13 protein-coding genes are annotated in these 15,173 nt (G+C 36.0%); 9 read left to right on the forward strand and 4 right to left on the reverse strand.

Features of this window, described 5'->3' with window-relative positions; genetic code table 11:
- Positions 1-9 precede the first annotated feature (9 nt).
- The 4 genes from ACXAGJ_RS20840 to groL all read left to right on the forward strand — a co-directional run bounded on the left by ACXAGJ_RS20840 (position 10) and on the right by groL (position 3,422).
- Positions 10-945 carry a hypothetical protein gene (locus ACXAGJ_RS20840; protein ID WP_474842591.1) on the forward strand — a complete coding sequence of 312 codons (936 nt, stop codon included), beginning with the start codon at positions 10-12 and terminating at the stop codon, positions 943-945.
- 7 nt (positions 946-952) lie between these two features.
- Positions 953-1,279 carry a preprotein translocase subunit SecG gene (secG, locus tag ACXAGJ_RS20845; RefSeq protein ID WP_474842593.1) on the forward strand — a complete coding sequence of 109 codons (327 nt, stop codon included), beginning with the start codon at positions 953-955 and terminating at the stop codon, positions 1,277-1,279.
- A gap of 144 nt (positions 1,280-1,423) precedes the next feature.
- On the forward strand, positions 1,424-1,699 hold the full coding sequence (locus tag ACXAGJ_RS20850) for a co-chaperone GroES (protein WP_073319441.1): 276 nt from the start codon (positions 1,424-1,426) through the stop codon (positions 1,697-1,699).
- Positions 1,700-1,784: 85 nt separating this feature from the next.
- Positions 1,785-3,422, forward strand: coding sequence for a chaperonin GroEL (gene groL / locus ACXAGJ_RS20855; protein WP_073319444.1), 1,638 nt, complete (start codon positions 1,785-1,787; stop codon positions 3,420-3,422).
- A 136-nt stretch (positions 3,423-3,558) separates the two neighbouring features.
- Here the strand turns inward: groL and ACXAGJ_RS20860 are convergent, their stop codons facing one another.
- Positions 3,559-5,040 (reverse strand): helix-turn-helix domain-containing protein, encoded by a 1,482-nt coding sequence (locus ACXAGJ_RS20860; RefSeq protein ID WP_073319447.1) that lies wholly within the window; start codon positions 5,038-5,040, stop codon positions 3,559-3,561.
- Positions 5,041-5,185: 145 nt separating this feature from the next.
- Here ACXAGJ_RS20860 and aceB point away from each other — a divergent pair, with 145 nt between their 5' ends.
- Together aceB and ACXAGJ_RS20870 are read left to right on the forward strand one after the other, a co-directional pair.
- The gene (gene aceB / locus ACXAGJ_RS20865) at positions 5,186-6,784 is read left to right on the forward strand and encodes a malate synthase A (protein ID WP_474842596.1); all 1,599 of its coding nucleotides are present in this window, start codon (positions 5,186-5,188) and stop codon (positions 6,782-6,784) included.
- Positions 6,785-7,232: 448 nt separating this feature from the next.
- Positions 7,233-8,363, forward strand: a complete 1,131-nt coding sequence (locus tag ACXAGJ_RS20870) for a hypothetical protein (protein ID WP_474842598.1) — start codon at positions 7,233-7,235, stop codon at positions 8,361-8,363.
- A 1-nt stretch (position 8,364) separates the two neighbouring features.
- On the opposite strand, the gene ACXAGJ_RS20875 is transcribed toward ACXAGJ_RS20870, so the two are convergent.
- Together ACXAGJ_RS20875 and ACXAGJ_RS20880 are read right to left on the reverse strand one after the other, a co-directional pair.
- Complete coding sequence (locus tag ACXAGJ_RS20875) at positions 8,365-9,123, reverse strand: M15 family metallopeptidase (RefSeq protein ID WP_474842600.1); 759 nt, start codon at positions 9,121-9,123, stop codon at positions 8,365-8,367.
- Positions 9,124-9,294: 171 nt separating this feature from the next.
- Complete coding sequence (locus ACXAGJ_RS20880; protein WP_474842602.1) at positions 9,295-9,837, reverse strand: DUF3347 domain-containing protein; 543 nt, start codon at positions 9,835-9,837, stop codon at positions 9,295-9,297.
- A 176-nt stretch (positions 9,838-10,013) separates the two neighbouring features.
- Between ACXAGJ_RS20880 and ACXAGJ_RS20885 the strand changes: the two genes are divergently transcribed.
- A complete protein-coding gene (locus tag ACXAGJ_RS20885; RefSeq protein WP_073319462.1) occupies positions 10,014-10,469 on the forward strand; it encodes a GAF domain-containing protein in 456 nt (151 codons plus the stop codon).
- Positions 10,470-10,492: 23 nt separating this feature from the next.
- On the opposite strand, the gene ACXAGJ_RS20890 is transcribed toward ACXAGJ_RS20885, so the two are convergent.
- Positions 10,493-10,642: a hypothetical protein gene (locus ACXAGJ_RS20890; protein WP_474842606.1), complete on the reverse strand. Its 150-nt coding sequence runs from the start codon at positions 10,640-10,642 to the stop codon at positions 10,493-10,495.
- A gap of 228 nt (positions 10,643-10,870) precedes the next feature.
- Here ACXAGJ_RS20890 and ACXAGJ_RS20895 point away from each other — a divergent pair, with 228 nt between their 5' ends.
- Positions 10,871-11,887 (forward strand): GntR family transcriptional regulator, encoded by a 1,017-nt coding sequence (locus ACXAGJ_RS20895; RefSeq protein WP_474842607.1) that lies wholly within the window; start codon positions 10,871-10,873, stop codon positions 11,885-11,887.
- Between the two features lie 263 nt (positions 11,888-12,150).
- A complete protein-coding gene (locus tag ACXAGJ_RS20900; protein ID WP_474842609.1) occupies positions 12,151-15,162 on the forward strand; it encodes a SusC/RagA family TonB-linked outer membrane protein in 3,012 nt (1,003 codons plus the stop codon).
- Positions 15,163-15,173: the final 11 nt, after the last annotated feature.

The raw sequence follows: 15,173 nt of genomic DNA on the forward strand, positions 1-15,173 counted from the left end.
AAGTATCTATTGAACACCAAAGAGCTTACATATTTGCTTCAACATCCCGAAGAATTGAACAAAGGACAGATCTCGAATTTAGAAAAAATCTCTAGAGAGTTCCCTTATTTTCAAGCAGTAAGACCTTTGTTATTAAAAACACTGAAAGCACAAGGTAGTTTTACCTATAATCAGGAATTAAAAACTACCGCAGCCTACACTACAGATCGTACGGTACTTTTTGATTTTATTACTTCTCACGTTTTTCAAGAGAAAAAAGAAGAAACCGCTACAGCAAAAAAGAGCAAATCTGATATTGAGGTTGTGGACCATGAGGAGGTAAAGACACTTCCTAGAATGGCGATGGATGACGCCATTAAAATGGATATCGAAGAAGCAGAAGACGTGCTTGATCCTGCGCTTTTTTCGACTAGAAAAGAAGAAAGTCTCTTACAACAGATTCATATTACGGAGGAGGAAGAAAAACAGGACTCGAAAGAAATAGCAAGCGACACCAAAGAAGACGAACTACAAATCGATAAGCCGCTTGATTTTAATAGAAAAGAAACACATTCGTTTGCAGAATGGTTAAAACTTACCTCGGTACAACCGATAGAAAGATTAGAAGAGGATCAGGAAGAGAAGTTACCTACTGAAGAGCAAGAAAAAAAATCAGATAATTCGCTAAAACAGAAAGAAAAGTTTGATCTTATCGACGAGTTCATTGCCAGCAACCCCAAAATACAACCAGCTGCAAAAAATAGTCCGACCCGTAATCTGGCAAAGGAAAATCAGACCCCTACAGATGAGTTAATGACAGAAACTTTGGCCCGAGTATACCTGGCTCAAAAAAACTATAAAAAAGCAATTCAAGCTTATAACATATTAATTTTGAAAAATCCCGAAAAAAGTGGTTTCTTTGCAGACCAAATTCGAGCAATCAAGAAATTACAAGAAAATAAATAACAATATAATGACAACGTTTTCAATCTTTTTAATACTAATCGTTATTGTATCTTTTTTACTAGTTGTAGTAATTATGGTACAAAACCCTAAAGGAGGAGGTTTATCATCTTCTTTCGGAGGTGGTGGAACTCAGCAATTAGGTGGTGTAAAAAAGACTTCAGACTTTTTGGATAAAAGTACCTGGACCTTGGCCACGCTATTATTGGTATTGATCTTACTATCAAATATCGATTTGATGAGCACCGGTACTGCTCAGGAGTCAAAAGTAAATACAGATGATGTACAAGTAGAAACTCCTGTCACTCCGGCAACAGATAATGACGATCAAGAGTAACATGATCATAAAAACAACTACAAAAATGTCGACTTGTCATACAGTCGGCATTTTTTGTTTCAATTTGTCAGTATCCAACCACTGGCATAATTTCTGAAATAAGCAACGAAGATTTCAATTAATAATAAAAAAACGAATCATAAAATGGGAGTAAATATCAAACCTCTTTCAGACCGTGTGGTTGTTGAGCCACTTCCTGCAGAAACTCAAACTGCATCAGGACTATTTATTCCTGACTCTGCTCAGGAAAAACAACAGAAAGGTAAAGTTGCCGCTGTTGGTAATGGTAAAAAAGACCACGAAATGACTGTAAAAGTTGGAGACACCGTACTTTATGGAAAATATGCTGGTACAGAATTAAAATTAGATGGTAAAGATTATCTAATCATGCGTGAGGATGATATTCTAGCTATTGTTTAATTCGCAACAATTCTTTAAAAACAACAAATCAAAAGTTCCGGCCTTTGACCGTTGGGACAGACAATTTCAAAATACATAAATCATTATGGCAAAAGATATAAAATTTGATATCGAAGCACGTGACGGTATAAAACGTGGTGTAGATGCATTGGCCAATGCAGTAAAAGTTACTTTAGGACCAAAAGGTCGTAATGTAATTATAAGCAAATCTTTTGGAGCGCCTACAGTAACCAAAGATGGTGTTTCTGTAGCCAAAGAAGTAGAATTAGAAGATGCTCTTGAAAATATGGGAGCGCAAATGGTAAAAGAAGTAGCTTCAAAAACTAATGATCTTGCCGGTGACGGAACTACAACAGCAACCGTTTTAGCACAAGCTATCGTAAAAGAAGGACTTAAAAATGTTGCTGCGGGTGCAAATCCAATGGATTTAAAACGTGGTATCGACAAAGCCGTTGAAGCTATTACTGCTGATTTGGAAAAGCAAACTAAAGAAGTTGGTGATTCTTCAGATAAAATCAAACAAGTAGCTGCCATTTCTGCAAATAACGACGAAACTATCGGTGACCTAATTGCTCAAGCTTTTGAAAAAGTAGGTAAAGAAGGAGTGATCACTGTAGAAGAAGCTAAAGGAACAGAAACTCATGTTGATATCGTTGAAGGAATGCAATTTGATAGAGGATACCTTTCTCCTTACTTTGTGACCAACAGCGAAAAGATGACTACCGAGTTAGAAAGCCCATACATCTTATTATTTGATAAGAAGATCTCTGCAATGAAGGATTTATTACCGATCCTTGAGCCAGTAGCTCAAACCGGAAAACCTTTATTGATTATCGCAGAAGATGTAGACGGAGAAGCTCTTGCAACCCTAGTAGTAAACAAGCTACGTGGTGCGTTAAAAATTGCTGCTGTAAAAGCTCCTGGTTTTGGAGACAGACGTAAAGCAATGCTTGAAGATATTGCTATCTTAACGGGTGGTACCGTAATTTCTGAAGAAAGAGGATTTACTTTAGAAAATGCAACTATCGACCACTTAGGAACTGCAGAAAAAGTAGCTATCGATAAAGATAACACTACAGTAGTAAACGGTGCTGGAGAAGAAGAATTGATCAAGAATAGAGTGAATCAAATCAAAGCTCAGATCGAGACCACTACGTCTGACTACGATAAAGAAAAACTACAAGAGCGTTTGGCTAAGTTAGCCGGAGGTGTTGCTGTACTTTATGTTGGTGCTGCTTCTGAAGTAGAAATGAAAGAAAAGAAAGACCGTGTAGATGACGCACTTCATGCTACTCGTGCTGCTGTAGAAGAAGGAATCGTTGCCGGAGGTGGTGTTGCACTAGTAAGAGCTAAGGCAGTATTAGACAAGGTAAAAACTGAGAACGCAGACGAAGTAACTGGTGTACAAATCGTAAACCGTGCTATCGAAGCTCCTCTTAGAACCATTGTAGAAAATGCTGGAGGTGAAGGTTCTGTAGTGATTTCTAAAGTTTTGGAAGGTAAAGACGACTTTGGATACGATGCAAAATCTGAAGCGTATGTAGATATGCTAAAAGCAGGAATTATCGATCCTAAGAAAGTAACTCGTGTTGCTTTAGAAAATGCAGCTTCTGTATCAGGAATGATCCTTACTACCGAGTGTGCATTAACAGACATCAAAGAGGATGCTCCTGCTGGAGGCGGAATGCCACCAATGGGCGGAGGTATGCCAGGAATGATGTAAGTCGCGCGGCCACAGCGAAATTATTTAGCGCTTGTGAAGTAAAGTTTCCAAGTCAGTTAATAAAATATAAAAACCCATTTTGAATGTTTCAAAATGGGTTTTGTCTGTATATAAAGTACAATACGTTCTAAAGCTTCTACGAATACTGTTTCACTAAATCTTGAACCAAAGAAGCTGTTTTTTTGTGTTTTTCTCTTATCAATAATCGTTTAGGTGGCGCCATACGCACATCACAATCTTTAAGAGAACAAGATTCGCAAGTTACCCCCACTTTGACCTTTGGTATTTTTGAATCGCCAACAAACTTAATTTTTTTCTCTAACGCTGACGAAATCAAGAAACCGATCCCAATACTACGATAATAGTCTTTTCTAAACGGGTCTTTGGTTGCTGAAGTAAAAACCAGATATTGCTGATCGGTATCGGCATAATCAGAAATCTGGATGTTAAAGGTATATTCTAAATCTTCGTTGGCAGTGCGTTGCAAAGTTTTGATAGCCATCCATCGTCTGCAATAGTGTTCGTTAATTTCGTTAGCATGGGGTTGCTGCTGATGAGTAATGTGCAACTCCTTTACCAAATTGAACTTTTCGACACCTTTTTTATGGGTAAACCTAAGAAAGAATACATTTTGCATTCCAAAATCCTTAGGCAATACATTAGTCAAACGCTGATAAAAAGACTCCGGAGATGCATTGTAAAGATTCATAATCTTATGAAAAGCCTTTTCAGAAAAAGTTTCTGAAGAAAACAATTCTTTAAGCTGTTCTCCTAAATGTTGTCTAGGCAAAATAAGAGCCCCTGCAAAATAAGAGGCATAAAAGTTATGCAACACCTCTTCAAAATGATTATATCGTATCCAGGTAAAGGTATAAGGGCGATCTGTAATCTCCAAATATTGATACCCTAGCTCTTTGGCAAAAATAAACGTCTTTTGAGCCTCATCTACTCTATCCGAAAGCAATAAGGTCTTGGTCGAAGGCACAAATACAGATCTCAGGTTATCCAGCTCCTCCTGTTTGGGGATTCCGGATTCATTAATATTATATCCATATTCTTCTTTCAGTATCTCCTCTAGTTCTGCCGATCCAATTTTACCAGTCAGATCTAGTTGGTAGGTATTCGCGCAACGTATTACTTTATCTTCTAAATCTTTGAAAAAGTTATTATGTGCTTCTTGGTAAGAACGCAGAGAAGCCAGATAAAATCCTTCGCGACTCATATTATAGTGCTGAGCGATCTCTATGATCGTACTTATAAATGCATTTACCTTGGATGGAGCATTTGCAATGATATCGATTAAATCACTTTGCTGAATTCCGAAGAGTTCCAACGGAATTTCATCTAAAATACCTGACTGTAAAATCTCTCCAATAGGAGCCAGATTTTTATCCAATTTAAGAGAAACTAATTGATCATAAGGTACCCCAAGTGTTTCTGCAAGTTTGATGATCTTATCCGTTTTTGGGTATTTTTTTCCTTTTTCAATTTCGTTGAGATACGACTTTGACAATCCACTTAATTTGGATAATCCAAAAAGAGACAAATCCTTTTCTGTACGTATTTGCTTGATTTTCAAGCCAAAAATAAGTCTAATATATTCTTCTGCTATCGCCATAGAATCAAAAGTAAGAATTTTCGCGTAATCCTGGAAAAAAGAAAAAATTCACATTTAGCGAACGTTCGCTTGTTTTATAAAAAACTTTTTTTTAATATTGTTCACTCAAAACGATAATAGTTGTAAAAACCTAAATTTTTAAACTATGGAAACTCAGACAAACATTAGTCAAAAAATTAGCTTCTCAAAGAATGTAAAAAATTACCATCCGGAAATTTTAACTGATGGCGCATTAACTTTCTTAGAAGCTTTGCAAGATCGCTTTAACGAAAGACGATTAGCATTATTAAAAAACCGCGAGTGTCAACAGCAGTTGTTTGATCTGGGAACGTATCCTTCATTTCCAGAAAACACCAAGGAAATTCGCAATGCAGAATGGTGTGCTGCTCCAATCCCTGCCGATCTTCAGGATCGTAGAGTCGAGATTACAGGACCAGTAGACCGCAAGATGGTCATCAACGCATTAAACTCTGGAGCCAAAACATTTATGGCAGACTTTGAAGACAGTAATGCTCCACTTTGGGAGAACTGCTTACAAGGACAGAAAAACCTGAAGGATGCCGTCAATAAAACTATTTCGTTTTACAATCCAAAAAAAGATAAGACGTATCAACTTAAAGAAAAAATAGCCACTTTGATCGTTCGCCCAAGAGGTTTACACCTTGATGAAAAACATCTGTTGATCAGAGGTCAGGAAATGAGTGCTTCTTTATTTGATTTTGCATTATACTTATTTCATAACAATGTACAACTGAAAGAAAATGGCACAGGCGCCTATTACTATCTTCCAAAACTAGAACATTTTACAGAAGCTATCTGGTGGAATGATGTGATTGACTTTTCTGAAGAATATCTGGGAATCGAACCAGGAAGCGTAAAAGTTACCGTTTTGGTAGAAACCATTACCGCAAGTTTTCAATTGGATGAAATCATTTACGCATTAAAAGATCATATTGTAGGTCTTAACTGCGGAAGATGGGATTATATCTTTAGCTATATCAAAAAATTAAGAAACCACGAAGGTTTTGTAGTTCCTGATCGTGCACAAGTAACCATGACCAGTCCGTTTATGGATACTTATAGCAAGTTGGTAATCCAACGTTGCCATAAAAGAAATATTCTTGCAATTGGAGGAATGGCAGCTCAAATTCCAATCAAAGATGATGAAGAACGCAATGCTCAAGCATTTGCAAAAGTAAAAGCAGATAAAGAGCGAGAAGTACAAAATGGACATGATGGTACTTGGGTAGCACACCCTGGTTTGGTAAAATTGGCGATGCAGGTTTTTGATACCCACATGCCAACCGCTAATCAACTACACGTAAAACGAGAAGATATTACGATTACCGAAGACGATCTGCTAGCGATTCCACAAGGAACGATAACAGAAAAAGGAATCAGAGAAAATATTAACGTAGGCATTCATTACATCGCCAATTGGTTGAGTGGTAACGGAGCAGTAGCATTATACAATCTTATGGAAGATGCTGCAACTGCAGAAATTAGCAGAACTCAAGTTTGGCAATGGCTTAAAAACGAAGTTCGTCTGGAAGATGACAGAACGTTTAACCAAGAATTATTTGATACACTTTTTGAAGATGAGCTAAATATCATCAAAGAACAGGTAGGAGAGCAACTTTTTGATTCCGAAAATTATCAAAATGCTATTGCAACTTTCAAAAGCCTAGTAATCTCTGATGATTTTGAAGAGTTCTTAACTACTTCGGCTTATCAGTATCTCTAAATAATGATAATTTATGTTTTATAGGTACTACAACTATAAGCTGTATATTATGGGATTGCAGTGAGTAAATCATCTATAAGTATATGGAGGGAAGTACAAAAGTTGAGCAATTGTAACTATTAGCATAATTTTTTTCCGATTTTTATTATTGTGCTCGAAAACGGCATTCATTACGATGAATGTCGTTTTCATTTTAATACAATTCCCGTTGATCTTCTTATAATAAATTCCTAATTTGTAATCATATTATCTTACTATAAACCTGAAATACATCTTGTTGTTCACTATGACTGTTAATCAAGATATTACAAAGACCAATTGGAGTCTAGCTACCAAAATCGCATTTAGATTTTTTTGCGTTTACTTTTTTCTTCACATTTTCCCTTTTCCTCTAAGTTATCTCGATACACTTTTAGGGAATAACCTATTTTCTTTTTATACAAACGGGATGCAACAACTTTCCGTTTGGGTTGGAAAGAACGTACTAGGAATTAACTATGAAATAACTATTGGTTTCAATGGTAGTGGAGATACCACTTCAAATTACATTGTTCATTTCATTATTGCCGTAATATCTCTGATTATCATGGTAATTTGGAGTATTATTGATTTTAAAAGACAAAATTACGACAAGGTACTTTTGTACTTTAGGGCTTTTATAAGATACTATGTAGCTTCTACCCTATTTGTTTATGGTTTTGGTAAAGTTATCCCTTTACAATTTTCAGAACTAAATAATTTTGATTTAATAAAGACTTTTGGAGATCAATCTCCTATGGGGTTAATGTGGAATTTTATGGAGTATAGTGACACCTATACTCGGTTTTCTGGTTTTGCCGAAGTAATCGCAGGAGCACTATTACTTTTTAGAAAAACTGTTGTTTTCGGCGCCATAGTTGTCATAGGAGTCATGTTTAATGTTTTTATGATGAATATGAGTTACGATATCCCTGGAAAATTATATAGTGGTCTTATAACCATGATGGGATTGTTCTTGTTATCTCCGGATATCAAACGTACTTTAAACTTTTTCATCCTTAACAAAACAGTATATCCTAAAACCATATTACCTTATTTCTCAAATTCAAAATATCAAAAAACAGTATTAATTTTCAAAGTCTTGTTTATAGGTTTTTTGATATATAATAACCTTGGTGGAGCTATAAAAAACCAAGAAAAATGGGGTAAAAAAGCACCAAAACCCGCTTTGTATGGGATTTATGAAGTCGAAGAATTTATACAAAACAATGACACATTACCGCCTTTAGCAACAGATAGTATTCGTTGGAAACGTATAATAGTAGACAAATGGTATAGTGGAATCCAGACCATGGACGAAAAAATTATCAGATTCAAAGAGGAAACCGATACCATTTCTAAAATCCTTAAGCTAACATCTAATACAGACAGTACAGATGTGATGAGTTTTTATTTTAAACAAAAAGACAGCTTGTTTTATTTCGAAACCATCTACAAAGGGGATACTTTAAAAATCAAAACTAAAAAGAAGCCTAGAGAAGACTTTTTGTTAATCAACCGGGGTTTTCGCTGGATAAGCGAACGTCCTTTTAACCGATAAACTACTTACATTTCCATCGGAAATCAGATATTTTGAACTTCTTACCCGTACTGAAGTTATAGTGCCACCATTCTGATTTTATAGTTGTGAAACCATGCTTTTCCATGGTACTTCTCAACATTTTTCGATTGGCAATCACTTTTTCTGGTAATTGTGTGTAGGAATGTCTTGCCTCTTTACCAAAATGATCAAAGGAAGTACCCATATCCAATTGATTTCCTTTAAGGTCGGTCAACGTAATATCTACAGCCGCTCCTCTATTATGAACAGACCCTCCTTTGGGATCAGCTACGTACCCAGGGTTTGGAACGATTTTCCACATCTTTTTTTGAACACTATGTGGGCGATAACAATCAAATAGTTTTATACGATAGCCTTGCCTCATAAAATCCTTGTTAGCATTCAACAAGGCTTGTGCTACCTCGTTACGAACATAACATTTGGCGCAGGAATATACTTTTTCTTTCAGGAAGTTATCGGCAGTCGCATATTTCATATCCAGTACAAAATTCCCCGATAATTTTTCTACATCAACAAACTCGTCATTTCTCTTAACAGACTGATCACGCTTTCCATCAAAAAGTCTCTCGATAGAATCCTTCTTTCGGAGCATACTTTGCTCTACCTTTTCTCCTCGTAATTTAAGTGCTTTTGATTTTTCTAAGAGAGATAATGTTTGTATCCCCGGGGCAACCTTAGCGTTATTACAAGAAAAAACCAATGCCGAAAAAATCAGCAAAATTAATTTTCTCTCAATCATATTTCTCTATTTTACTCCAATTACAAAAGATCAAAATGTATCATGCATCGACAATTCTTCCCTCAAAAAATTCAGATTCAAAACATTCAATCTTTTTTAAAGATAATTAATATTTTCTTTATAAGGGCAATTTCATCGATAAACTACCCAATTATTGACAATAAATCGCGTTTAATTACTTTTAATAGTCTTTTTAACTTCTCCACAGTTGAGCATAGCTGCTCCATAGTATGGGTTTCGTATTTCCTTAGAATCAGAGAGCCAATACCCTCCCTTTCCATCAAAAGCCATAGGGCAAAACTGTTTGTAAATTTCTCCCTTAGTTACGGTGGCATTTTCAATAATTTGCTCTATCTGAACGGTAAGTGCCACAAAAAAATCTCTTTGTTTTTTTATATCCTTGGTCAACGCTATCAATTTTGCCGTAGCGATAAGTTCTTTATTGTCTTTTGATAATGATTTTAATAGTTCAGAATTCGTTCTAACGGCTTTCGAATCACCATTTACCAATGCTCCTTTAATCGAAAGGTAGGCATCATAAATTTGCTGGGTATGCTGATCAGAAAATGCAACGGTAGAATTTGTTTTAGTAGCATTCAGGTCTCCTCCTTCGGCAATAACTGTATCCACCTTGGTGTCGATTTGCTTATCTCTTTTACAAGAAATATTCATCAAAACAACAAACGACAATAACATCAGAAATAAGTTTCGCATCAGCTTTCAGATTTTATAATTTGAATTCTTTATAAGTCTGCAAAAATACTTTATAAATAAAACATTCGCCAGTACATTTTTCCTTTGATGAGAAAAGTTTTAACAAAACTATACCATTTGAGATTACTCATTTTATTAAATATTTTAAATATTTTTACCCGATCAAAATTGCAAGAATGACGTTTGAAGATTTAAAGCCCGAAGTAGTTTCTATACTTCAAAATACAGGTCAATCGGTAACCGAAAGACTTCATGAAATTTGTCAATTATTAAAAGATCATATCACCTATTACGACTGGGTTGGCTTTTATTTTAAAAATGGAGACAAGGAAGAATTAAAGTTAAGAACCTACGTTGGAGCCGAAACTGAACATGATATTATTCCTTTTGGTAAAGGAATCTGCGGTCAGGTAGCCCTATCTAATGAAAATTTTGTGGTACCTGATGTACAGGCCCAGGATAATTATATAGCCTGTAGTTTTGCGGTGAAATCAGAAATTGTAATCCCGCTGTTTAAAGATGGTGAAAATATCGGTCAAATTGATATTGATTCGGAAACTCCAGATCCATTCAATGAAGAAGATGAACGTTTTCTTGAATTTGTAAATCAAGAAGTAGCAAAAATCCTTTAATAGGTTACTATTTTATCTTCGAATTATAGTGGACATTGCTCTGCTCGTGTATTGTATTTACAATCGGTGATGGAGTAATATATCTTTGTGGATTTGCAAATATCTTGTATCCAATACGTATTATCGCTCCTAGTGATTTCTACAATAGGAAATGGAATGATAAACTCTTTCATAACATATGACTTCTTATAAAATTTTGTTATGTCTTTTATCGCAGATAAATGATAACCTAGAGACCTAAAAAGTATTGTGTTTTCATTCCATCATCAAACTTATAAACTGGAGAATATCTACAAAAGTTTGAACATGTAGCGTATCAAAAAACACTTAAATCAAGCTATCTTTTTGAAATTTAGTTATAAAGCTTAAATTTAAGGCAACACAAAAACCATTATCCAATAATGTCGCCATTACTTCAGAAAATTCATGAACTTCAAGATGTAAACAGCTTATCCAAGCACGAACAAATTGTTCATGGGATCATAGGAGCTATTGATTCTGGAGTACTTAAAGTTGGCGATAAACTTCCTTCTATCAATGAGATGGTTGCCGAAGTTGGTTATGCTAGAAAGACTTTTGTAAAGGCGTATAACGAGCTTAAAGAGCGTGGGTTGGTCGAATCAAAAAACTTAAAAGGCTATTATATTATCAGCCAAGAAACCAATGTGACCTTAAAAGTAGCATTAATCCTATTTGCTTTTCATAGTTTTCAGGAAGGGTTTTACAATACATTTAGAAAAGAATTAGGTAAACGATACCATATTGATGTATTCTTTCATCACAATAACTTAGCTCTTTTCAAAACTATCATGGACAATATCTCCAAAAAGTATGGAATGTATGTGGTAGCTCCTATCCAGGAAGAAGAGGTTTCTAACCTATTACAGCAAATACCTTCGAACCGATTGTTAATTGTAGATCGACAATTACAAATGCCTCAAGAATACTCTTTTATCTCTCAAGAATTTGAAGAAGTAACTTACCAAAAATTAGTCGAGTTAATACCTCAAATCCAAAAATATGACAAGTTTGTTTTATTCTTCAAAAAGAATTCAGACTTCCCTCCCGAAATTCTTGTTGCGTTTAATCGGTTTATTAGAGATCATCATATTAAAGGTGAGGTTTTGGACACTTACGAATCAGAGGCATTACATAAAAACACCGTATACTTCTGCATCAGCGACACTCAGCTATGGCAAGTTCTAAAAGATGCTCGCAAAATGGAATATAGAATTGGCTCAGACATTGGTATTATGGCACACAATGACAACATCGTGAGAGAAATTGCTTTTGGAGGTATAACTACCATCTCTACAGATTTCAACTTAATGGCAAAAAAAGCAGCTCTTTTTGTAAAAGAAGGCAATCATGTTCACGAAATTGTTCCTACACATCTTTACCGCAGAAATTCTTTATAAGACTATCCATTCCCCTTTATAAAACGAATCAATCCTAAGAAATATTAGGCTATTGAGTAATTCTTTTGCTCAATAGATATTACTATTTTCATTAATTTTTAAGTATTTCTTTGTGTAAATCTTAATATTATTTAAGTTTTTATTTTGATTTAATAAAAAATCATATACATTTGAATAGTAGCATAGAGTATCATAGCATTTAAACTCTTGCTCCGTTTTGATTTCCGATAGACTTTAAAATTAATCACACAAATACAAATCATATGAGGCGAAAAACAATCAATCGTATTATGATGATGCTTATTGGGCTTCTCTCTACCGGGGTTCTTGCACAACAAACCATAACCGGTACGGTAACCGAACCTAATGGACCTTTACCAGGAGCTAACATCACTGTAAAAGGAACCAACTTAGGTACTACCACAGACTTTGATGGAAAATACACCCTAAATAATGTTGCAGAAGACGCTATTCTAGTGTTCTCATACATAGGATTTGTGGTTCAAGAAGTTCCTGTGGACGGTAGAACTGTAATTGATGTTACTATGCAAGAAGACGCAGCATCTCTGGACGAAATCGTAATCGTAGGATACGGTTCAGAATCCAAAAGAGATTTAACTACAGCAATATCCACAATCAAAGGAGAGGCGGTAACACAAACCGCTGTTGCCAGTAACCCTGTTACCGCATTACAAGGAAGAGTGCCCGGGATACAAGTAGAAAGTTTTGGTGGACAACCTGGAGGTAGAGCCAATGTTTTTATCCGAGGGGTAAATTCTTTAAATAGCGCTGACCCATTATTTTTGGTTGATGGTCTTTTTGTCGATAGTATGGAATTTATAAACCCTGCGGACATCGAAGATATCTCTGTGTTAAAGGATGCTGCTGCAGCTGCCATCTATGGGTCACGAGCTGCAAATGGTGTAGTATTAATCAAAACCAATCACGGAAAAAAGAACCAAGACATTGAAGTAAAGATAAACCTAAGAACGGGGGTTGATACACCTAGTAAAAAACTAGACTTCATTAACGGTCAACAATACACAGATTATATCAATCAGCGTTTTGCGAATGACGGTGTAAACACAGTAGTCCAATGGAATGGTGTAGACACAGATTGGCAAGATGAAAATATTTCCAGTGCTATCGTACAGGATTATGGCTTTTCAATATCAGGAGGTGGTGAAAACTCCTCTCATTTTGTATCTGCTAATTACTTTAATCAAGATGGTATTCTTGTAGGTTCAGGTTTTGAAAGAATAAATTTCAGATTTAATAACCGATTTGATAAAGGGAGATTTCATGTTACTCAATCGCTTGGTTTAACCCAAGGAAAGCTACAAGAAAATAGATGGTATGGATTTGATGGTACTACAGCACCAACAGTTGCTTTGACCAACCCAAATAACGAAGGTGGTTTTGAAGCTCCGTCAACAGATGTACAGGGTCCAGGAGGGGTAAATCAATTTGCACAAGCTGTTTTGGAAGACAACTTGGTTACTACTCGAACCTTATTTGGTAGTACCAAATTTGATTTCGATATCACCGATAATTTTACCGCATCTGTAAATTTTGGATTAGACTATACCAATCAACGTAATTTTCAGTTTACGCCGACCTTCTTTATGAGTTCTGTAGATGCAGTGAGAAACGATAATCAAGAAAATGATCTAACCGATTTTAGATCCGAAGTGCTTAACGTACTGGTCGAGCCAACCATCAACTATAAACAGGAGTTTGGAGATCACAAAGTATCCGCAGTACTTGGATATACTTATTTTCTGGAAAACGAAGAAGGTACCGGTGTTTTTGGTCAGGGAACACAATCCAACGACATACAGGTAATTAGTGATTTACCCGCCAGTAGTTCAATTGTGCTTTTAGGCACCGACAACACTGCCGGGTTAGAATCTTATTTTGGTAGAGTAAACTATAACTATGCTGGAAAATATCTGTTTTCTGCGACTTTACGACGAGACTCTTCTTCTCGTTTTCAAGAAGAAAATAGAGAGGGGTACTTCCCTTCATTTTCTGGAGCCTGGAATATCTCAAACGAATCTTTTTGGAACGTTCCTGAAATTAATTATTTCAAGATTAGAGCTTCTTATGGAGAGCTAGGATCCACCACCAGAGAATTTTACCCAACCGATGCCATTTTCCTAAGTGGGCAGTCCAATGTAACTTTCGGAAACTCTGCAGCACCAGGTCTGGCACAAACGGCATTGGCAGACCCAGATCTCACCTGGGAAACTACAAAGACCTTTGATATTGGTTTTGACATGTCATTGTTAGACAACAAAATAAACCTAACCTTTGACTACTATTCCAAAGATATCGAAGATGTATTAGTCGCTACCAATATCCCTTCTACTACAGGAGTAAGTCTACCGGTAATTCGTAATGCTGGGGATCTTGTAAATCGAGGTTTGGAATTCAATATCGATTATTCTAAAAACGATGGAGATTTTACCTATAGAATCGGAACGAATTTCTCTTTTAATGTAGAAAGCCGCGCAGGAGATATTCCAAATCCAATTCTCGGGCCTACCATAGATGAGGATTTACGAATTGTAAATGCTACTCGACCTAACCAACCTATTGGTGCCTTTTATGGTTTTGTGGTAGAAGATCGAGTAAATCCAGCAACAGGAGATTTTGTAAGAAGAGATATTAACGGAGATGGAACCATAGACAACGATGACATTACACTTATTGGTGATCCCGTACCTAATTTTGTGTATGGTTTAACATTTGATGCTGGCTATAAAAACTTTGACTTTGCATTAAACTTTGCAGGAGTACAAGGAAATGAAATTTACAATCTAGGACGATATTACAACATCTTGTGGCAGGATGGTGGGAAGCTAACCGAAGTATTAAATGCTTGGACTCCTACGAATACAGATACTAATATTCCAAGAGCTTCGGTAAGCGATCCCGCAGGAAACCAGGCACCTTCTTCATTTTTTGTTGAAGACGGATCGTATTTCAGGCTAAAAACATTAGAAGTAGGATATAACTTTGATGAAGATGTACTGGGATCTGCCTTATTAAAGGATCTCAGAGTATCTTTCAATATTCAAAATGTATTTGTAATTACCGACTACAGCGGTTATGACCCCGATGTCTCTTCAACCAATGGAGGACGCGCCAATCTTAATTCTGGAGTACCAGGATTACGAGACAATGTAAACCCTTTACTAGGAAGAGGGTTAGATGCCAGAGCCTACCCTAACGCAAGAACTTTCAGTTTTGGCGTTCAGGCAACTTTTTAATCACACAATAT

The organism is Aquimarina sp. AWH4_224, from assembly GCF_056160245.1.

Bases quoted from the DNA above. Each gene is read 5' to 3' on its own strand.
- secG (WP_474842593.1), top strand. From the start codon at position 953: ATGACAACGTTTTCAATCTTTTTAATACTAATCGTTATTGTATCTTTT.
- ACXAGJ_RS20850 (WP_073319441.1), top strand. From the start codon at position 1,424: ATGGGAGTAAATATCAAACCTCTTTCAGACCGTGTGGTTGTTGAGCCA.
- groL (WP_073319444.1), top strand. From the start codon at position 1,785: ATGGCAAAAGATATAAAATTTGATATCGAAGCACGTGACGGTATAAAA.
- ACXAGJ_RS20860 (WP_073319447.1), bottom strand. From the start codon at position 5,040: ATGGCGATAGCAGAAGAATATATTAGACTTATTTTTGGCTTGAAAATC.
- aceB (WP_474842596.1), top strand. From the start codon at position 5,186: ATGGAAACTCAGACAAACATTAGTCAAAAAATTAGCTTCTCAAAGAAT.
- ACXAGJ_RS20870 (WP_474842598.1), top strand. From the start codon at position 7,233: ATGCAACAACTTTCCGTTTGGGTTGGAAAGAACGTACTAGGAATTAAC.
- ACXAGJ_RS20875 (WP_474842600.1), bottom strand. From the start codon at position 9,123: ATGATTGAGAGAAAATTAATTTTGCTGATTTTTTCGGCATTGGTTTTT.
- ACXAGJ_RS20880 (WP_474842602.1), bottom strand. From the start codon at position 9,837: ATGCGAAACTTATTTCTGATGTTATTGTCGTTTGTTGTTTTGATGAAT.
- ACXAGJ_RS20885 (WP_073319462.1), top strand. From the start codon at position 10,014: ATGACGTTTGAAGATTTAAAGCCCGAAGTAGTTTCTATACTTCAAAAT.
- ACXAGJ_RS20890 (WP_474842606.1), bottom strand. From the start codon at position 10,642: ATGAAAGAGTTTATCATTCCATTTCCTATTGTAGAAATCACTAGGAGC.
- ACXAGJ_RS20895 (WP_474842607.1), top strand. From the start codon at position 10,871: ATGTCGCCATTACTTCAGAAAATTCATGAACTTCAAGATGTAAACAGC.
- ACXAGJ_RS20900 (WP_474842609.1), top strand. From the start codon at position 12,151: ATGAGGCGAAAAACAATCAATCGTATTATGATGATGCTTATTGGGCTT.